This window comes from Vibrio lamellibrachiae (assembly GCF_050337265.1).
Classification (GTDB): Bacteria; Pseudomonadota; Gammaproteobacteria; order Enterobacterales; family Vibrionaceae; genus Vibrio; species Vibrio kyushuensis.
The window spans coordinates 283,732-302,919 of sequence record NZ_JAKJSU010000009.1; the positions used below are offsets into that span (position 1 = coordinate 283,732).

A 19,188-nucleotide genomic window follows, 5' to 3' on the forward strand; every position below is an offset into this window, starting at 1 on the left:
TTTTGAAATCGATTCCTATTCTCAAGCGTCATTAAATTGTAACATTCTATTAACGTAACGTTTGGGCAACTATGTATTGGCTTATTAATACAAGGAGTCACAAATGCAAGTAAGCACAACAACAATAAAAACGATTCTCGCCACCGTGGTCAGTTCAACGTTACTTAGCGGTTGCTACTGGGATGACCCAGTAAAAGCAGCAAAATACGTCAGTAGTAAAATAGAAAGTGACGACGTCGTTGAACACCTTGAAGAGCTCGAAGGTCGAGCTTCTGCCACATCAGATGGTGCATCCGTTACACGCGCTGCTGGCACACAAGGATATAAGGAGTCTCTCGACTATATCGTTGAAACCATGCAAGACCATGGCTACATCGTTACCACTCAAGAGTTTGATTTCCGCGCGTGGGAAGAACTGGCAGGTACGACACTTAATGTCGATGGTTCCGACCTAATCGGTGTACGTAACGCTACGGATGGTATCGTTCCTGATTTCGCAGCAATGTCTTATTCTGGTAACTCAAATGGCCCCCTTTCTGGTGAACTCGCTTTCATCACTCCCGATTTTCGATTTGAAGCCGCTGATTATGACAGTACCGATGGCTGTGAAGCCTCTGATTTTGACGGCAAAGTCGTTACAGGAAAAGTCGCGGTCATTCAACGTGGTGGCTGTACCTTTAATTCTAAAGTCATCAATGCACAAAATGCCGGAGCAAAAGGCGTTATTGTCTTTAACCAAGGTAACGATGAAGGGCGTAAGAGCGTTGTGAACGGGACTCTCGGCAGCGATAGCCAAGCAACTATTCCCGCTTTTGGAGCAAGATTCGACTTAGGCGAACAGTGGTATCAAACCAGTCAAAGCACACCAGTTACTGCGAGTTTCAACATCAATGTTCATGACGAAGTAGTTCTAACTCAAAATATATTGGCAGAAACACAAGGCGGAAATGAAGAGCAAGTCGTCATGCTTGGTGCCCATCTAGATTCCGTGCCTGAAGGCCCTGGTATTAACGATAACGGTTCAGGCACCGCAGGATTATTAGAATACGCGGTCACCCTTGCTAATCTTCGTGCCCCAGTTAAAAACAAAGTCCGCTTTGCATGGTGGGCTGCTGAAGAGGCAGGGCTGGTAGGGTCTGAATACTATACTAACGACCTGTTTTCAGCGCTCTATGGTCAAGCCCAAACAGACGTGATGTTAGAGCTTGGTATTGACGACCCTAGTCTATTAACCGCAGAGCATTATGACCTCATCGAGCAGCGTTATCTGCAAAGTAATAACATCAAGCTTTACCTCAACTTCGATATGATCGGATCACCAAACTATGTATTTGGCGTAATGGATGGTGACTTGTCTGATACAAAAGATAGCCCTGACAATGCCTACACTGGAAGTTTCGAACCTCCATTTGGCACCTCAGATATCGAATCTATCTTTAATCAGTTCTTCAATGGACAATCTGAAGCGACTGTTCCACAAGCACTGTCAAAACGCTCTGACTATGCAGGCTTCGCCGATTGGGGTATTGCCTTTGGCGGACTGTTTACGGGTGCGGAAAAGGTTAAATCAGCCGAGGAAGTCGACCAGTTTGGCGGTGAAATAGATGTAGCTTACGATATCTGTTATCACCAAGCGTGTGATGATCTTAATAATGTCAGCCACAAGGCATTGTTCGTAAATACACAGGCTCTCGCGTATGTGACGACTTACTACGCTTTCAGTGAGCCACTATTCCCAGCAGAAGAACCGCAACCAATGATGCAAGCATTCAGTGTTGATACCACTGAGAAGCTCCGCGTGGGAACCAAACTCAAAGCCGCAGACAGTGTGTCTGATCACGACCATTTCCATGGGGACTTTGACCAAGACCGAGATTAATCTCAAAATAAAGGCCTCTTTTATCCCTAAAAGAGGCCAATACCAAACGTAATTTACACTATAAATTTCTTAAAAAGAGGCTTTAAAATAGATGTGCTTTTAAGCTTGTCGCAACAACTTCAGCTTTTGGTCCTAGAACCACTTGAGCACCAGACTTACCGATTTTTATTACCCCTTTCGAGCCTAATTCTTTTAGCTTTTCTTCATTCAAGGCAGTGCTGTCTTCAACTTGCAAACGAAGGCGAGTAATACAGGCATCAACACTTTTGATATTATCTTTTCCACCTAAGGCTGCAACATAGGCGTTTGCATCCACTTCATCGGCAGAACCTTCATTTTCAACCGTGTCACTCTCTTCTGCTTCTGGGATTGGTAGTTTGAACACCTTAATCATGGTCAGGAAAATAACGAAGTAGGCGACAAAGAATACTGCAATGAGCGGTAGTAACATCCACGCATTGGTTGCAAGACCCCAGTTAAGTACGAAATCGATGAAGCCTGCAGAGAAGCCAAAGCCGTGCAAGATTCCCAGAGAGTTAGTCACAATCATTGCGATGCCACTCATCACCGCATGTACAACGTATAATACAGGAGCAATGAATAAGAAACTGAACTCTAGCGGCTCGGTAATACCCGTTAAGAATGACGTCAGAGCCAATGAACTCAGCATGCCTATAATAAGAGGACGCTTTGCTTTTTCAGTTGCAACATAGAAAGCCAATGCGGCACCAGGAAGACCACCCATCATAATCGGATATGCCCACGCCATGTAAACTCCAGCATTTGGATCGCCAGAGAAGAATCGGTTCAAATCACCACGAGCTACATTCTGTGAAATTTCTGTAATCACAGAGCCACCCACAGTAGGAAGGGCTTGACCAATAGACAGAGGTGCAACTACGTCAGGGTTTAGACAAACAAACTGCAACGACGAAGCCACTTCATAACTCACTCTCACACACTCATCAAGACTGAACCAAAAAACCGAGTGTAAGAAATAGTGGAGACCTAAAGGGATAAGACCACGGTTCATGATGCCATAGATAAAGTGTCCTACAGGGCCGCTTTCTGAAATCCAGTAACTGAACGCATCAATACCCGATTGAATAGTCGGCCATACCTCGCCACACACAAAGGCAGCAACCAGACAGAATAGACCGGACATAATCGGCGTTAATCGTTTACCAGCAAAGAATGCTAAGAAATCTGGCAGAGTGACTTGGTAAAAACGGTTATAGGCATGACCAGAAATGATGCCCGAGATAATACCAGCAAAGAACCCTAGCTTAATATCTGGGTTAATCGCCACTGTTGCTTCAGTCAATATAAAGTAACCGACGATGCCAGAAAGCGCCGCCGCTCCTGAGTTGTCTTTTGATAAACCAATTGCAATACCAACGGCAAAAATAAGAGCAAGATTATCAAAGATACTCCCCCCCGCTTTTGCTATAAACGCAATATCTAATAAGTCGGGCTGACCGAATCGGAGCAGCATCGCAGCAACAGGAAGAGTGGCAATGGGCAGCATTAACGCTTTACCCAAGCGTTGAATATACGTAAACATAATAAACACCTAATGATTAAGATTGAAAAATCCAGCGACGCTAGTGACTAGTTAACGACGCCAGATAGGGGGAACGATTAAAAGAGCAGACTCTCAATACCTTTATGAGAAAAACCTAACTTAAAGGCTGATTCTTTGTTAATGCGGTAGGGAGGCTGGCTTCACTCTCGGTAAGTTCAAATTGATAATGTTGCTGTGATGGGTAGCCTAATAGCTTCCACATATTTGGGTAGTCCATTCCATACCCTTTAACCATTAATGCAATCCAATCCATTCGAGTGCTAGTGATACATTCTGACATTGTCTCTAGTAGCTTTTTCATGTGAAACCCTCTCTGTCTTGATGATGCTAGAGTAGAATTTTTGTGACCATCATCTAATCCTCAATCGTCAACTTTCAGTACTATTTCATCAATGAATAGGATTCAGCCAAAATATAAGTACTATTAAGTCAAATTACAGTACTTTCTAATTGAGTATCGATATGGAAAAAGCGAAGTTTGAAAAAATCCCCCAACGACCTGGGGTTTCATGGCGCTACTTAAGAACGAAAAATTGCTCAGGTGTTTGTGACTGGCACTATCATCAGGAATTTGAGCTAGTACTGCATCGACATATACAAGGCAATGGCTTTGCTGGCCATTATCAAGGTGAATTAGAGCACAATACTTTGTGGCTAATCTCGCCAGATACGCCACACTCTTTTGAATGTCGTTCCCTCTCAGAAGAGACACTTCCAGAACGTCATAGTGTTTGGTTCAAACGAGAGTGGATAGCCAACATGATATTTAACTGCCTTGAGCTTAGAAAACTCGACGCTGTACTTAAGCGCGCTCAAAAAGGAATTTGTCTTTCGAAAGAGTCTGGAGAACGTATTTATCAGTTACTCATTAAGCTTAAAGTCGATAGCCACATCGAGTGCTTATCAACGCTTATATTGATTTTGGGTATCGTGGCGGAAGACAAGAGTGCCACAACACTACTCTCTTTCAAAAGACAACACTCCGATGAACGGGAGCCAACCAATAACAAATACGATCGAGCCAAGATTGAAAAGCTGAGCTTTTTAATAGAAAAGAATTACCACGAGCCCATAACACTGGCTGATTTGGCTAAATCCCTATGCACAAGTGAAAGCTCCATTCACAGAATATTTGAAGCGCACTTTCATGAAAGTTTTAGCCAGCATCTAAAGAAAGTACGTTTGAACCATGCAGCGGAGTTACTCACCCACAGCGACCTACCAATCCACTTAATCGCTGAAAAAGTGGGGTATCACAATCAAGCTAACTTCAACCGCTTATTCAAGCGTTACAAACACGTCACGCCCAGACAATACCGCAAAGAGTTTGGTCAAAGCGCAGAGGTTTAAATAGATAACCACTTCCACGAGTATTGACTAGCTCTTCACCGAGCTCGTGCTAAATTCAATCCGCCTGTCATAAAATAAATTACCATCCCAATAATCCATTCCTCTCAACAAACCTCTATTAATAATCTTAATAGAGGGTATAGAACATAGTTTTTCGTCTTTTCAGTATAGTGACCGCAACTGAGGAGAAGCCCTATGTTTAAAACTCGATTCAAACCTTTAACTCTTTCATTGGTGATTGCTCTAGGAGCAGGCCTTTCGCTTCCATCTATCTCGGCGGCAGCATCTCCCGCCCCTCAACTAAGCCCTGTTGAGCAGGCACTAGTGAATGAAACCCACAATTTAGCTGTAAGTGCCTACCTGTGGGGCTCAACGCTCGTTCGAATGGAACAGATTAGCCGACAATATACCGATGTCTCTTCCCCACAAGCGGACACCAGTTATCGTGCGCCACTGAATACTTTTGGACATGCTAGGCGCTTAAGTACACCTCAAGATACCGATATGCCCACCGCAAATCGCGATACTTTGTATTCAAGTGCCGTTTTAGACCTTAGCCAAGGTCCTATCGTTTTAGAGACGCCAGAGGTCACTGATCGTTACTTCGTTATTAATATGTTTGATATGTGGCACAACCTATTTCAATACGTGGGCACTCGAGAAACGGGCAGTCTAGCCAAGCAATTTCTAATCGTTCAGCGAGGCTGGAAACCAACAGAAGAACTTCCACGAGAGCTCACCATTATTGAAGCTCCCACTTCCAAAGTATGGCTTTGGGGTCGCACTCAAGTATTTGATGAACAAGATTATTCAGCCGCTCATGCTGTACAAGATCAGTACACATTGACTCCACTCAATGAGTACCAATCCGGTGAATCGATAAAGGATAAGCCTCAAGAGTTATCACCACGCCCTGGTAAGGCAAGCGATCCACTCCGATTTTTTGTTGAGCTTGGTGAATACCTAAAACAGAACCCTCTTAATGAGCGACAAAAAGCAATGGTAGGTCAGTTTAAAAAAATTGGACTAACAGAAGAAGGGTTCGACCCATCGGTACTGAACGCAGCGGCAAAGTCAGAATTAGTGCGCTCTATCGGTAACGCCAAACAAATCGTGATGGCGCAACAAGCAAACCCTGCGAACTTAGAAATGAAAGACGGTTGGGTATACACCTTTGCACTGGATGCATTTGGTGATGATAACGCGATGCGATCGCTGATTGCTCACCCTTATTTAGGCGGACAAGGTCCAAAAGAAGCGATTTACCCAATGGCTGCGATGGATGTGAACGGTCAACCGTTAATGGGGAAGAATAACTACACAATGAGCTTTGATAAAGAGCCACCTGTAGGCGCTTTTTGGTCAGTCACTATCTATGACGCAAAAACAAAAATGCTCGTCGACAACCCTATCGCTCGCTACAACATCAGTAACCTATCTGATCTTTACAAAGCATCAGATGGTTCATTCCAACTGCATTTATCTCATCAGGCTCCAAAAGATAAGGTCGATGAAAGCAACTGGCTCCCTACGCCAAATGGGCAATTTTACGTCCTAACTCGCTTATACATTCCAACAGGGGAAGTTCTCAACATGGAATGGACAGTTCCGGGTATTACCCAAACACACGAATAAATCATAGTAAACACAACAATAGCTCAACAATAAAGTGGCGGTACCGCCTCCGCCACTTTTCAATTTATAAGGGTTCTCAATGAACAAACATAAAGCAATCTACTTCTCAATCATGATAACTGCTGGTCTCTCGTTACCGGCAATGGCTGAAGAGAGCGAAGTACAAGACATGTCAGACCCACTCGCGATATACACTCAAGTGGGCGGTGGGATCACAGACAAAGGCTTAAACCTTAAACTTGGAAAATCTTACGACACGGGTATCGAAAATACCGCGGGTATGAACGTACTGGAAATAAAAGGTGCAGGTGGCGAGGTCTTTGGTTGGCATGACAATGAAGAGCGCTTAAGTAATAGCGTTGACTCCATTAGGCTTCGTAACTTTAACGCGAACATTAAAACAGGTCGTGCTCGACAAATTGATGCTAAATATGACCTCAATAGTGAATCTGGTATGGCTTCATACAGTGTTATCCAAGCTTTACCAGCACTCGGTCCTATAAACCTATTCCCATTAGCAGGTGCAGGTGTCGCTTTTGGCAATAACGTTGTCGGTGATGATGGTGATGTGATAAGCGGCTATTCAATTCCAGGAACATATGGTGTGGTGGGTACCTACGCAAAGCTGAATCTATCAGACAAGCTGTGGTTGAACTACAACCCTATGTGGCTAACCACTTTATCGGGCTCAGACACTTACAAGCAACATGGCTTTGAAAACCATGACAGTGTCCTCACTCATGAATTTGCGATTTCTTACCAATTCACACCACGATTCAATGTTCGATACTTTGCAAACTGGAGCGAACACACAGATTTCTCGGATGGCGACCACCGTATCGAATTCAACTACCAACTGTAGCGTCCACTTTATATACGTTGAAAGTCCATAATAACCATGGCAAGGACGCCTAAATTCTATGTAGCTTGTCCCTGAAAACATCTAAGCCGTGCTTATCTAATCCATCTTACTTAAGACATCAGTTATAGAGTCGATAAACAATTGCGTTCGCTTTGGTAAAAACTTGCGACAAGGATAGATAGCATAGATAGGAAAACTAAATTTCTGAGGCTGGATGAACGCTTTGGATATAATTCCTTTCGCCTCATATTCTTTGGCTAAAAACTTCGGCAAACGGGCGATACCAAGGTGCTGCAATACAAACTCTAACGACACCTCTGGGTTACCTGTGACAAAACGAGGGGCAATATCAACTTGAAAAGATTGTTGGTTATGCTGAATCGTCCAAACTTTTGGTAAGTGATTATTCACTGACGAATAAATCAGATTAAATCTGCTCAGATCAGTAGGCTCAGCGACTTTTCCATTTTTAGTCAGGTATTCAGGAGTCGCATAGTAATCGAGCTCAAGTTGCCCAACCAGTTTACCGACTAGGCTAGTATCTTGCGGATAGTCGATATGAAGCATGACATCAAAATTGATCCGCGCCATCTCATGCTGACGACCTTCACTCAAGACCCATTCAACCTCAAGCTGATGATCTTGCTTGGCCATTGCCGCAATCGTTGAGCTGGAAATTTTAGCCATTCCAAGGGAAGACAGGACCGTTAGCTTACCCGCGAGTGAATCATTATTTTGATCAAGCGTGTACTGCAGGTATTTGACTTCACTAATAATATTCTGTGCAGAGGAGTATAGAACTTTGCCAGCTGCGGTCATATTCACTCGGTGTGAGTCTCGGATCAGCAATTTAGATTGTAGCTGCTTTTCAAGTGAGCTTATTCTGCGACTCAAGGTCGATGAGGATATACCCAAGGACTTCGCTGCTAGGGTATATCCTTCTTTTTCCACAACCAGAACGAACGCTTCTAAATCACTGCTATTCACCACTACTCCTTACGCGTATTGATGGAATATTAAAGCGCTCACTCTAGCCGAGTATTAAGAATGGGTAGTTGATCTATAACCTAATTCTGTGTGCTTTGACTCAGAGTCTTTCTCGCTACCAACGCATTATCTACGCATATTTCATGTTTGTTGCGAGAAGCGGCAATGAGTGTTTGGAAGAATACGAAATGCACTCCAGGCCAGACAATGCCTGACATAATAAACGTTAGATTTAAGAAGATGGCAAAGACACAAGCCCATACTCGGAACAAACCTAATATCAGAATGACACCTAAAATAAGTTCGGCCCAAGGGATAAACACGTTCAATACTGGTGCCAAAGGAATAAAAACAGATTCAACGAACCACTGCCAAATCGTCGCCCCCCACTCACCACGTTGCGCTTGAAATACAACGTTCGAGTGATCTTGTAGAACAAAAAAGTTAAAAAATCCGACGACATCAAAGTCACTGGTCACTTTCCCCCAGCCCGCTTTTGCCCAAGAGTAACCATAGTAACAACGAATTGCCGTTAAAAAATAACCTACAATTCGGGTGTTTTGCATAATGTTGGATAGTGCTGCTGTATTAAGCATTTAATTTTCCTTATTAAATCTTTAATTAGTACGCTAACTAAGGCATTAATTAGAAGTGGTAACGTACACCGATAGCACCCATGTTATCGTTGCGATCAATACCAAATTCATCTTTGCTGTCTTCAAATTTCAACTCACCGTAAAACAGAACTTCATTCCAGTTGTACATGGTGCCTAGGCTGTAGTATTGCCAGCGAGCGTCACTGTTATCGTCATTGAGTGAGTTCATTGCAGTGTAAAGTTGAATGCCAGAATCTAGCGTGTACATGTAAAGTGCTTCTAATCCGTGAGCCTTTTCAGCAACAAGCGTTTGCTCCCCATTACCATACAAAGAACCTATCGATATGTGATCCTTATAGATGCCATAACTTACCGCTGAGTAGATGTTGCTCGTCATATAACGAACCGACGTGTTCCACATCTGTGCATCGCCAGCGCCTATATCCGCTTTCTCAGCATCAGTACGCTCCATCACGTTGTAGACGGTACCAAGTGTAAAATCACCCAAGTTATAACCTATAGCTGCCGCATACCCTCGGTCACGGCCATTACTTTGATCAGTCACTTGGTATTGAGCTGATACATTCACGTTACCAAAGTTATTGCGGTAGATAAGTGCATCGTTAGCTCGTCCCGTACCCGCTACACCGCCGTTCTCACGAGTACCATTCGCCGTAGAACCGTATACCCAAAGAACATCTGTAACACCTGCTACGTCAAAGTAGGTTCCCCACTGCTTACCAAATGAGAAGCGTCCGTAATCTTCATGACCAATCTGTACATAGCCTAAGCGGTTATAGAAACTATTGAAGTTATCACTTTGCGGCGTTGCCATTCCATATTCGAGTACAGACGTTGCACTCCAGTCATTACCCATATCACGACCAAACACAAAGTTAATTCGTGAAGCCATGTCTTCCGCAGTCGTATTTCGCTCGTCTGTTTTTTTGTTTTCAAACGCAATATTCAAGCGCCCTCCGACTGAAAAACTATTGGTACTATCGTTATACAACTCAATTGCCATTGCGTTAGAGGTAACTAACAGTGCAGGAACGGCCAATGCAGCAATGTGCTTTTTCATAAAGAACTTCCTAAATAAAAATAATTATTGGAATACAAAGCAACAACTCACTTTGCTTATCTGTCTATGAGAAAACGAGTTGTCACTATTTTGAGTGGCAAATTTTAGAGCGCTGAGTGGCAAATAGAACAAGCTAAGGGGCAATGTTAAGTTGCAGATATTGCAACCAAGGGAGTTGTTTCTACTAAGAATTGGCAGTGATATATCTTTAAGCCAATTTTTCAGCCAAAGAAATATCATTTAAGTTACTGTTTTAATGGAGTCCTTACTTTTAATATGGTCAATAAGGGATCTACTGTTTGTCGATATTCACTATGAGATCGGACATTTAAGAATAATGTTTCAATATGTAAGTTGAAGGGTGGAGGTAAAGCCTTCATAAACGAAGAGTTATGGTGACGTAATACCCCTCACTCTCAACACAGAAATGAGGGGGAGCATTATTAAAATCTATACCCTATCTCAATACCAAAGAACTGATTCGAATTGTTGAATGCACCATTCATTAAACCAGAATCAATCTCAGGAGAACCATAATCGACATAGCTGTAATAAGCATTAAGAGTTGTAGCATCACTCCATTGATAAGTTACGCCAAGGCTATACTTTTTCTGCTCTGCAACAGGAAGATCGGGTGACTGTAGAGTTGGCTCATCCAAAGGTGAGCTCACATAGCCCACGCCTGCTTCCAATCGAAGTTCCTTTGAAACCTCATAACGTGCACCCAAAGAGGCAAACCAAACATCGTCAAAAGATCGATTCTTGCTCACGGCTGTTTGGCCAATATCAATCAAGGTTTCTTTGTTCTGGCTCCAATACTCTTGACCAACACTCCAAACTAAGCTGGTTGGATCATTTAATTGGTGAAGACCCGATATCTCAAGTCTTGCCGCATTGACCAAGGTGACTTCCGCTTCACTCGAATGACTGCCTAGTTGAAGATCGCCTTGCAGTTGATGCTCCATCTTTGAACGAAATGTCATGCCTAAGCGGTGTTCATCATTTAATTGATAAGTCATACCCAAATTATAACCAAACGCAACCGAGTCAGAGTTCAAAGTCGCTTGATTAGCCAAAGCGGTTTGTTCAAATGTAGCGTGATCAATTTGTACACCCACACCGATATTCATTTTATCCGAGAGTTCATAAGACAATGAAGGGTTGAGCTGCATTACGGTTAACTGAAGGTCATTAAGCGCCAATGAACCCGCATATTGACTGCCATAATCTAACGCACTTCCCCCTGTTGAGGTAAGCGCCACACCTAACGCTATTGAGTCATTGACGGGCTCTACATAATAAAGAGAGCCATAGGGTTGTAACCCACCTGCATTAGCGCTACTCAAAGCATCAGATCGATTATCGTCGTAGCGAACAGTTAGATCCATCATCGCTAAGTTAATTGATAATGAGCGACTTTCTAAGTAAGCCATAGCCGCAGGGTTGCTGTAAGCAGTTGAGGCACTTTCAGCAATGGCGGCAGTCCCTGCGCCTGCGGTACTCACATGTAAGTGGCTCATTTCAGAAACAAGGGTGGCCGCTGAGTGACTGTATGACGAGATAACAGCCAATGTGATCGCTGTAAGAGAAAGGGATTGTTTTTTCATAAAAGTCCTGTGCCAATACATCTACATCGGCAAGTAACGTAAAATAGAAAAGCGCTTCAATAAGAAGCGCTAGAAGGTAGAAAAGAGCTACAGCTTCTCGACTTGGGGCATTGGATATTGGTTATCCAATACTTCTTGTGTTGGCTCGTATAAACGAACGTGTAGGTAGAAGTCATCTTTAGGGGCAGGAAGCCAGTTACAAGACACATCCGCTGGGCGGTCATGCTGAATACAGATAGGCAACGTGCCATCTTCTGCGTATCGGAGCTCATCCTGACGATTGGTAGAGATCGAATAACGATTGATATCATTCTCAACCATGTACAAGTCTTTTGCGTCATACATGGTGAGTGACCAGAACTCTTCTGCTGGTGTATTCGCAGGCATAGTCATTCTGTATTGATGTTTGCCCGATAGTTGCTCACCCTTTGAATCGGTATAGCGATTAGGATACAGAGCGCGTTCCGGTACGTTTAACCCGGCAGCTCGCAGGTTAATACTTGCGCGGCTTAAGTAGTCGTTACCGTAGCGACCACCTTCAAACATCATCGACCAGCCATTGTTTGTTGCGCCTACATTTCGGCCAGCGTATTGAATTATTTTTTGAGATGACGCGAGTGCACGCATTAAGCCATTCTTTTGATCGGCTGATAGATTGTCTGGATTGAAAGGTTGCTCACCACCAATTCCAATGTATTCAAATTGATCGACAATCGCTGCATCTTCGGCTATCGGGCTCTTACGTAACTCTCGGTCGATCAATGCGAACCATTCAAGACCTGATGGGCGGGCCATTGGTGGGATCTTCGAGGTTGATTTAGCCAATTTAAGTGGCCCATGATCTTGTCCCAGTTCATTTAACGGATAGCTAATAAAACGATCGTGGACTTGTAACGCCGCATCAAGATCTTGATCGCCAGCAACACCGGTACGATGAATCAGCCATACATAAGGCGTTCGAGACTCAACTATCGCATCAATACCTTCAGGGATCTCTCCTTTCCAATCTTGATTCATTAGAAGAACCTTTGCGCCCTTATCCCCCACGTTATTTCGATGAAGATCTTCTATCGAATCAGAGTACGCATCCAATAACTGTACGATGTAGTATCGATCATCGGTTTTTGGGATCTCGATGACCATCGGACCTGAAAGATCAAGGTCATAGTGAGCTTGAGAATATAATGTGTCGTTATTAACGGTTGGCACGATACGGTCTTCAGGCCCTGCTAGAACACGTGTCTTCCCCATCTCATTCAGTGGTGCCATCGCGTTATCCATTGGCGCTTCAACCGATGTTGATGTCTGACGTACTGCTGCGACCGTTAATGGCCCTGTACCATAGATAAACGCTTGAATACCTAGGTTATAGGCTAACTCTTCCTCGGCAGAAACTTCGGTTGCTGCATACGATGTGGTACTAAAAGCGGAGACTAATGCGATGGCAAGAAATGATTTTTTCATGGTAGACCTTAATCCAGTAATTGAACTTACTGGATCAGGCTATCAGAGGCGTTTATCCGCTCAAATCGAATAGATTGGATATCCTCTATTACTTATTTTAATAGAGGTGACCACAACGCCGTATTTTAGCTGATGATAATTTTAGATTCTTGATAGAGCCAATGCGTCAAAGGGTCCATTCGGTTACGTTGATGAGTGAACAGTGATACCGGCCTAAATTGCGCTTCTTTGGTGAGCTCTTCAGGCAGCGCCAGAGATTGAAAATGCGCAGGAAGATTAGCGACAGCATGCTTAGAGACGACCCCAATATAGTTACCATGTTCAACCAAGTTCAACATGACATTAATATCACTGGTCCTAACATTGATGTGTTTTGATAAGTTGAGTTTCTTAATCAACTTCTCACTACGTGACGCTTCTGTTTCTCCATGAATCAAGTTGATACACAATGGAAACTGCAATAAATCCGTTAGGCTAAATGAAGCAAGCGGCAAGTCGTGCCTTGCTACGACCACAAATTCGTCATTCCCAATGTCCATCTGAGTGAGGTTTTTATTGGTTTCCATCGGTAGGTAACTAAAGCCCCAACATTGGCTCTTCAATTCTAAATCTCGCAGCGCATCAAAACCCCAGTGGTAGCACTCCACGGTGACATTGGGTGCTAACTGAGTCAGCTTTAGAACCAGTTGAGTAGCAATAGTTGGCATAAGAGGCGGTGAGAAAATCAATGAAACCTCTCCTCGTAGCTGGCTAATATCCCATGACTTCTCGTCAATATAGAGTGCTTCTAAACTATCAAGCACACTTGGGAGTTGTTCCAGTAACTGTTTGCACCGAGCGGTCGGTTCAAGCTGATTTTTGTCCCTCACAAACAGTGGATCATTAAACTGCTCACGCAGCTTTCTAAGCATCACGCTGATTGTTGGTTGGCTAACGTGCAGACGTCTCGCAGCAGATATCGTCTGCTTCTCTTCACTTAGAACGAGTAAAAGTTGGAGTAAGTTAAAGTCTTTGTTCATCTAAATTATTGAGCCCGTTAAGCCGTAAGTTCTATCCCTTTAGGGTAAGACATTCAAGATGAATAGGCTATTAACAAGTAAGCTCGTAGTGGTGATAGCTCTAGCGTTCATTGCAGAAACGAATACAGTTAGGGGAAGTGATCGAGCGGACAATTAATTAGACCCTCTTAATTGAGGGCCTAATGCAGTTTTGATATTGGATGTATAAATCGCTACTTGCTAGCGTTGACGGCTTTTATAAAGGCTTCTTGAGCGCCTTCTACGTTCAAGGCTTTCGCTTCATCAAGTAGAGCGAGTGCTTTATCTAGCATGCCAACACTGACTGCGCTTTCAATGCTGGTTAGGTAAAATTGCTGCTGAGCGGAACTTAGAGTCGCTATATCACTGTTTGAGTCACTCAATGAGACAGTGGCTATTGCCGCTTTTTTATCTACGGCAACTTGCTGTTGTTGCTCTGCAAGATCAGTTTTGAACTTTTGCTGCGCGGTATCGGAACTCGCTACCGTAATAGGTTCATCCAATACAAGTGCGTCATCCACCTTCGCAACAATACTCAGTTCACCGAATGGCGAGTGTGGAATCATTGGATTTGGTACGTCCGGCGGGTAGTTCCCACGAGCAATTGCATCAAGCTTAACCGGGTGTAAGACCTCTGATTCCCCTTCAATTAACTCAGGCGTGGTATACACGAGCAATTTAACACGTTGTTTTCCAACGGGCTGGATAGTCACTTTAGATACTAAACGATCGCCATCCATTCCATAAGCGTGCTTATATTCAAAGTCATCGGTTTCAAACGTCTTAATGATTTGATTGTGTTCATTCAGCAGTACTGCATTTGGGTAGAAAACGGTTTTCTTAAAATGGCTGATTATCTCTAACTCAAGCTCTTTTCCTTGAGTATCAATATCAAAGGCTGCGATGTAACTTTTTCCCTCTGACAATTCAAATTTTTGATTTAATTCATCAATTGAGAAATTTATACGCTTAGTCGGCTCAACTTCCGCCCAATGTATCTGAGCGTAGCTCTGCGCTACTTGCTCAATGTTCTCGGCGTCAAAGACAACGGTTTCTGTCGTCGCACAGCCTAATAATGCCATGCTGATCGCGCAACCTAGAACCAATCGTTTCATATGAACCTCACTTCTCTCAACGATGAAAGCCGACACAAAGCCGGCTTGATTTATCACTTACTTAAATATGGACTATTTAAATATGAACTATTCAATTGTGGACAACGAATGTTTACCACCAAGCTTCCATTTGGATACCAACACTGAATTCGTTGTCATCTGTTTTGTTAGCAAAGCTGTCACTCTCATGGTCCATGAAGTACGAACCGTATACGCGAATTTCAGGACGCGCCCAGAAATTAGAACCAGCAGACCAAGCCTGAGCAATCGTTAGCTTAGAGCCAGAAGCGTCTGTTGTTGTTCCGCCTTTCTTAGTTTCGTCAGCAAAGTAACCCGCCTCAAATACAGTCTTCATGTGGTCATCCCACTTGTAAACTGGGCGAACTACCGCATTGTATGCAGTGATATCACCATCTACAGTATCAGACGCTTGTGCATACATTACGGTGTGACCCACTTCCCAAGATTCGCCGAAACCAACAACACCCCAGTTAATGATACGGAAGCCATCTGCGTCATTGTTATCATCAGCACGGTTATACCAGCCGCCACCACCATATGTTGCCATTTGATGACCATAAGCCGCTGTACCGTACTGTAATACTGTTTGATTAAAGCCGTTATCTAGACCTTGACCAATAACCGCAGTAAGAAGTACACCATTATCTGCAGCAACAGTTTGCCCTTCTGCTTCTGAAGCGAAATCATACGCTAGAGCAAGCTCAAGGTTAGCGTCTTCCCAAAGGTCAATACCAGCGTAACGCATGTCAAATGTGTAACCAGAAACGGTTTCATCTTTAGTTTGAGCTGTCGTTTCGTAGTTGTTTGCATCACCTTCGATAGCTAACTCACAAGTTTTATCACCATTACAAGCACTCCATGCAGCTGCTCCAGACTCAGTAAGTGAACTGGCATAACCATCATCTACTTTCTGAGTACCATCATCATGCATTACAGCTAGAGATAGCTTACCGCCACCAACAGATAGGTTTTCGATACCACCACCAGCTCCACCAGATGTGTCTAGGAAGTAGAAGTCAGTAATATGGATGTCTTTACGTTGGTAGTAACGTTGACCAGCCCAAAGTACGGCTTCTTTATCACTAAAAAGACCTTGTGCTTGAACGTTCATAACACGAAGTGCGCTCGCGTCGCCTTCCCAGTTATTGTTACCAGATTGGCCGTAAGCAACCAATGACTCAAGTTTAAAAGTCACATCATCGTTGTTGTACAGCTCAGCGTTCAGGCCGATTTCTGAATACAAGTCACTTTCATTACCTAAGCGACCTACTTTGTTCTTTTCGTATGTTACATGTTCGCCTTCCCCACTAAGACCAACACCACCACGAGCGTAACCGTGGAAATCGACAGCCGCTGCAAACGCACCAGCACTTAGAGACGTAGCCACTGCAGCAGCAATTAAACTTACTTTTTTCATTATTAACTCCATTTAGGGTTTTTATTTTTCTTATCTCTTTAACTAAACCCATAAAGGCAGAAATGGACCTAATTAAGAAAAAGATAAGCTGGGATTGAATCCCTTTTGTTTCGACTGTGGCTAGATTACCTAGGGAGGAGTAGTGCTGCGTCCTCCACCTTTGACTTATTTAAGGGGGATGAGAAAGGAGGAGAAACTGAAAAATACGCTGTTTAATAGAGTTGGATCACACAACTAAGGGGGAGTACGACTAAATAGCATCCGTTTTCACAGATCAAAATGATATCAAGCTCAAGTTTTTTAACCGAATCGCAAAAAAACTGAAATAAAATTACATCTAAAATTTATTGATAAGGAGCTTGACCATTGTTACTCAAAGTCTTTTACTAAGAGCTCCTAAATAAAAAGCAAAAAATATAGAATAATGATAGGCATAAGTTCACAGCCATACCCTTTAGGGGCGACATTAAGCCAGCATGGATGCAACTTTTCTATTTATGCACCAGACCAAAAAAGCATTGCTTTGGTCCTTTTTGATGCGGCAAACAATCAACAGATTCATCAAATCAGTAACGACTATGCAGGTGTTAAGCATATTTTTATTGAAGACATTCAAGTTGGGCAAAAATATGGGTTTCTTATCGAAATCGATGAAGAGCCTCACCTGCTTTCTGATCCGTACGCGAAAGCGATAGATGGTCCGCTCTACTACCAACCTCCTTTCACTTCAAAAACGAGTTTCGAACTGCCAAAGAGCGTTGTAACCTGCGATCAATTTGATTGGCAAGAGACACTGCCTCCTCGAATCTCGAGAGAAGAGACCGTTATATTCGAAACGCATGTGAAAGGGGTGTCCAAACTCAATCCAAAGGTTCCAGAGAACCAGCAAGGTAAGTATTTGGGCCTGGTCAGCGATGAGATGCTCGATTTTTATCAAAAGCAACGCATCAATACCATCCAACTATTACCTATCGCTGCATGTATGCATGAGCCTCACTTGCTGAATATGGACAAAGTCAATTACTGGGGCTACAACCCTTATTTGTTTATGGCTCCTGATCCTAGATACGCAAACAGTGACGCCGTAACCGAACTAAAAACCACCGTTCGTGAGCTGCACAAGCAAGGCATCGAGGTCATTCTCGACGTGGTTTACAATCACACTGCAGAATCAGGAGAAGACGGCCCTGTCTTTAACTTGAAGCCTTTAGATTCTGGTTACTACCTTAAACATGGGCAGCACTTCGCCAACTACACCGGGTGCGGTAATACCGTCGACATTAGTCATCAAGCTTCGCTTAACCTTGTAATGGACACCCTGCGCTACTGGGTCAGTGAATATCATATCGACGGGTTTAGATTTGATTTAGCCGCCACGCTTGGCCGTGAAGGCGACCATTTCAATAATCAATCAGCTTTCTTCAAAGCGGTTGCTCAAGATCCGGTATTGAAGCAAGTAAAGCTTATTGCTGAACCTTGGGATATTGGCCCTAACGGCTATCAGGTGGGTAATTTCCCACTAGGTTGGAATGAATGTAATGATCGCCTAAGAGACATCACACGCAGCTTCTGGCGCGGTGATAAGGGCTATTTAAAAGAGTTTGCCACACGCATTATGGGGTCGCGCGATCTATATAGTGCATCAAATTGGCCATTTAACCTCACCGTCAACTACATCACTTACCATGATGGCTTCACGATGCAAGATTTGGTCTCTTATAAGCATAAGCACAACGAAGCAAACGGTGAGCAAAATCGAGATGGTCATGGTGATAATCGCTCTGACAACTACGGGGTAGAAGGGCCATCTGAAAATAGAACAATCATAGAGCTGCGTGAAAAGCAGAAGCGTAACTTTATGGCTAGTTTGCTATTTGCTTTTGGCATGCCACACATTTTGACGGCAGATGTTCTTTCTCACTCTCAACAAGGCAATAACAACGCTTACTGCCAAGATAACGAACTGAGTTGGCTAAATTGGGAGCAAGACAAGCATCAAGCGGCATTCCAAGAATGGCTTGCCGATATGATTCAGGCAAGACATACCTACATGGTGCCATTTCTTCACGCGTTTAGTGGTGATAGCCGTAATGATAACCGTATATTCTGGCGTCGCGTTAATGGCACTAATATGGAGCATGATGATTGGAATACTCTAAGCTCCGTTGCACTGCACCTTGGTATTGGTAAATCTGGTGATGAGATGATCTATTGCATCAACCAAACAAACGCACCTGCTAGGTTTAGTCTTCCTACGGATCATGGCCAGCAGTGGAAGATGGTGTGCAATACAGACTCCCACGAACTGCATAAAACGATCGATGAAAAGCAAGTGCTTATCGCTCCGACTTCTATAGCAATCTTTCATTTTAAAAAATAATCATAAAACTGTGAGCGATATAGTATATATATCGCTCATTTATCATTATTGGGTATGGATTAATATTCGTTGATATGCTCACTAATCCCATTTAGTATGACGCCATAAAAATATAATTATTAAATCAATTGGCTCAATAAATGGCTTTACCAAAACTACTAATACGCACGCT

At 43.3% G+C, this 19,188-nt stretch carries 15 protein-coding genes; 5 read left to right on the top strand and 10 right to left on the bottom strand.

Annotated features, from left to right (window positions below):
- Positions 1–103: 103 nt before the first annotated feature.
- Positions 104–1,879: a M28 family metallopeptidase gene (locus L4C54_RS16365; RefSeq protein ID WP_428809003.1), complete on the top strand. Its 1,776-nt coding sequence runs from the start codon at positions 104–106 to the stop codon at positions 1,877–1,879.
- An 82-nt stretch (positions 1,880–1,961) separates the two neighbouring features.
- On the opposite strand, the gene nagE is transcribed toward L4C54_RS16365, so the two are convergent.
- On the bottom strand, positions 1,962–3,443 hold the full coding sequence (nagE, locus tag L4C54_RS16370) for an N-acetylglucosamine-specific PTS transporter subunit IIBC (RefSeq protein ID WP_428809004.1): 1,482 nt from the start codon (positions 3,441–3,443) through the stop codon (positions 1,962–1,964).
- A 115-nt stretch (positions 3,444–3,558) separates the two neighbouring features.
- A complete protein-coding gene (locus L4C54_RS16375) occupies positions 3,559–3,765 on the bottom strand; it encodes a hypothetical protein (protein ID WP_428803083.1) in 207 nt (68 codons plus the stop codon).
- Positions 3,766–3,926: 161 nt separating this feature from the next.
- Here L4C54_RS16375 and L4C54_RS16380 point away from each other — a divergent pair, with 161 nt between their 5' ends.
- The 3 genes from L4C54_RS16380 (at position 3,927) to L4C54_RS16390 (ending at position 7,311) form a co-directional block, all read left to right on the top strand.
- On the top strand, positions 3,927–4,814 hold the full coding sequence (locus L4C54_RS16380; protein WP_428809005.1) for a helix-turn-helix transcriptional regulator: 888 nt from the start codon (positions 3,927–3,929) through the stop codon (positions 4,812–4,814).
- A gap of 195 nt (positions 4,815–5,009) precedes the next feature.
- Positions 5,010–6,449 carry a DUF1254 domain-containing protein gene (locus tag L4C54_RS16385; protein WP_428809006.1) on the top strand — a complete coding sequence of 480 codons (1,440 nt, stop codon included), beginning with the start codon at positions 5,010–5,012 and terminating at the stop codon, positions 6,447–6,449.
- Between the two features lie 79 nt (positions 6,450–6,528).
- Positions 6,529–7,311, top strand: coding sequence for a hypothetical protein (locus tag L4C54_RS16390; RefSeq protein ID WP_428809007.1), 783 nt, complete (start codon positions 6,529–6,531; stop codon positions 7,309–7,311).
- 96 nt (positions 7,312–7,407) lie between these two features.
- Here L4C54_RS16390 and L4C54_RS16395 read toward each other — a convergent pair whose 3' ends face one another.
- The 8 genes from L4C54_RS16395 to lamB all read right to left on the bottom strand — a co-directional run bounded on the left by L4C54_RS16395 (position 7,408) and on the right by lamB (position 16,636).
- Positions 7,408–8,298, bottom strand: a complete 891-nt coding sequence (locus L4C54_RS16395; protein ID WP_428809008.1) for a LysR family transcriptional regulator — start codon at positions 8,296–8,298, stop codon at positions 7,408–7,410.
- 80 nt (positions 8,299–8,378) lie between these two features.
- Positions 8,379–8,894, bottom strand: a complete 516-nt coding sequence (locus L4C54_RS16400) for a hypothetical protein (protein ID WP_428809009.1) — start codon at positions 8,892–8,894, stop codon at positions 8,379–8,381.
- A 49-nt stretch (positions 8,895–8,943) separates the two neighbouring features.
- Positions 8,944–9,975, bottom strand: a complete 1,032-nt coding sequence (locus L4C54_RS16405) for a porin (RefSeq protein WP_428809010.1) — start codon at positions 9,973–9,975, stop codon at positions 8,944–8,946.
- A gap of 443 nt (positions 9,976–10,418) precedes the next feature.
- Entirely contained in the window at positions 10,419–11,582 is a 1,164-nt protein-coding gene (locus L4C54_RS16410) for an OmpP1/FadL family transporter (RefSeq protein ID WP_428809011.1), read from the bottom strand.
- A gap of 87 nt (positions 11,583–11,669) precedes the next feature.
- Complete coding sequence (locus L4C54_RS16415) at positions 11,670–13,046, bottom strand: DUF1254 domain-containing protein (RefSeq protein WP_428809012.1); 1,377 nt, start codon at positions 13,044–13,046, stop codon at positions 11,670–11,672.
- 125 nt (positions 13,047–13,171) lie between these two features.
- Complete coding sequence (locus L4C54_RS16420) at positions 13,172–14,065, bottom strand: LysR family transcriptional regulator (protein WP_428809013.1); 894 nt, start codon at positions 14,063–14,065, stop codon at positions 13,172–13,174.
- A 212-nt stretch (positions 14,066–14,277) separates the two neighbouring features.
- The gene (locus tag L4C54_RS16425; RefSeq protein ID WP_428809014.1) at positions 14,278–15,198 is read right to left on the bottom strand and encodes a MalM family protein; all 921 of its coding nucleotides are present in this window, start codon (positions 15,196–15,198) and stop codon (positions 14,278–14,280) included.
- Positions 15,199–15,310: 112 nt separating this feature from the next.
- The gene (lamB, locus tag L4C54_RS16430; protein ID WP_428809015.1) at positions 15,311–16,636 is read right to left on the bottom strand and encodes a maltoporin LamB; all 1,326 of its coding nucleotides are present in this window, start codon (positions 16,634–16,636) and stop codon (positions 15,311–15,313) included.
- A gap of 424 nt (positions 16,637–17,060) precedes the next feature.
- On the opposite strand from lamB, the gene glgX reads away from it, so the two are divergent.
- Entirely contained in the window at positions 17,061–19,016 is a 1,956-nt protein-coding gene (glgX, locus tag L4C54_RS16435; RefSeq protein ID WP_428809016.1) for a glycogen debranching protein GlgX, read from the top strand.
- Positions 19,017–19,188: the final 172 nt, after the last annotated feature.

What these genes read in the sequence shown, in the direction of transcription:
- L4C54_RS16365 (WP_428809003.1), top strand. Translation starts at nt 104, where the DNA reads ATGCAAGTAAGCACAACAACAATAAAAACGATTCTCGCCACCGTGGTC.
- nagE (WP_428809004.1), bottom strand. Translation starts at nt 3,443, where the DNA reads ATGTTTACGTATATTCAACGCTTGGGTAAAGCGTTAATGCTGCCCATT.
- L4C54_RS16375 (WP_428803083.1), bottom strand. Translation starts at nt 3,765, where the DNA reads ATGAAAAAGCTACTAGAGACAATGTCAGAATGTATCACTAGCACTCGA.
- L4C54_RS16380 (WP_428809005.1), top strand. Translation starts at nt 3,927, where the DNA reads ATGGAAAAAGCGAAGTTTGAAAAAATCCCCCAACGACCTGGGGTTTCA.
- L4C54_RS16385 (WP_428809006.1), top strand. Translation starts at nt 5,010, where the DNA reads ATGTTTAAAACTCGATTCAAACCTTTAACTCTTTCATTGGTGATTGCT.
- L4C54_RS16390 (WP_428809007.1), top strand. Translation starts at nt 6,529, where the DNA reads ATGAACAAACATAAAGCAATCTACTTCTCAATCATGATAACTGCTGGT.
- L4C54_RS16400 (WP_428809009.1), bottom strand. Translation starts at nt 8,894, where the DNA reads ATGCTTAATACAGCAGCACTATCCAACATTATGCAAAACACCCGAATT.
- L4C54_RS16405 (WP_428809010.1), bottom strand. Translation starts at nt 9,975, where the DNA reads ATGAAAAAGCACATTGCTGCATTGGCCGTTCCTGCACTGTTAGTTACC.
- L4C54_RS16410 (WP_428809011.1), bottom strand. Translation starts at nt 11,582, where the DNA reads ATGAAAAAACAATCCCTTTCTCTTACAGCGATCACATTGGCTGTTATC.
- L4C54_RS16415 (WP_428809012.1), bottom strand. Translation starts at nt 13,046, where the DNA reads ATGAAAAAATCATTTCTTGCCATCGCATTAGTCTCCGCTTTTAGTACC.
- L4C54_RS16420 (WP_428809013.1), bottom strand. Translation starts at nt 14,065, where the DNA reads ATGAACAAAGACTTTAACTTACTCCAACTTTTACTCGTTCTAAGTGAA.
- L4C54_RS16425 (WP_428809014.1), bottom strand. Translation starts at nt 15,198, where the DNA reads ATGAAACGATTGGTTCTAGGTTGCGCGATCAGCATGGCATTATTAGGC.
- lamB (WP_428809015.1), bottom strand. Translation starts at nt 16,636, where the DNA reads ATGAAAAAAGTAAGTTTAATTGCTGCTGCAGTGGCTACGTCTCTAAGT.
- glgX (WP_428809016.1), top strand. Translation starts at nt 17,061, where the DNA reads ATGATAGGCATAAGTTCACAGCCATACCCTTTAGGGGCGACATTAAGC.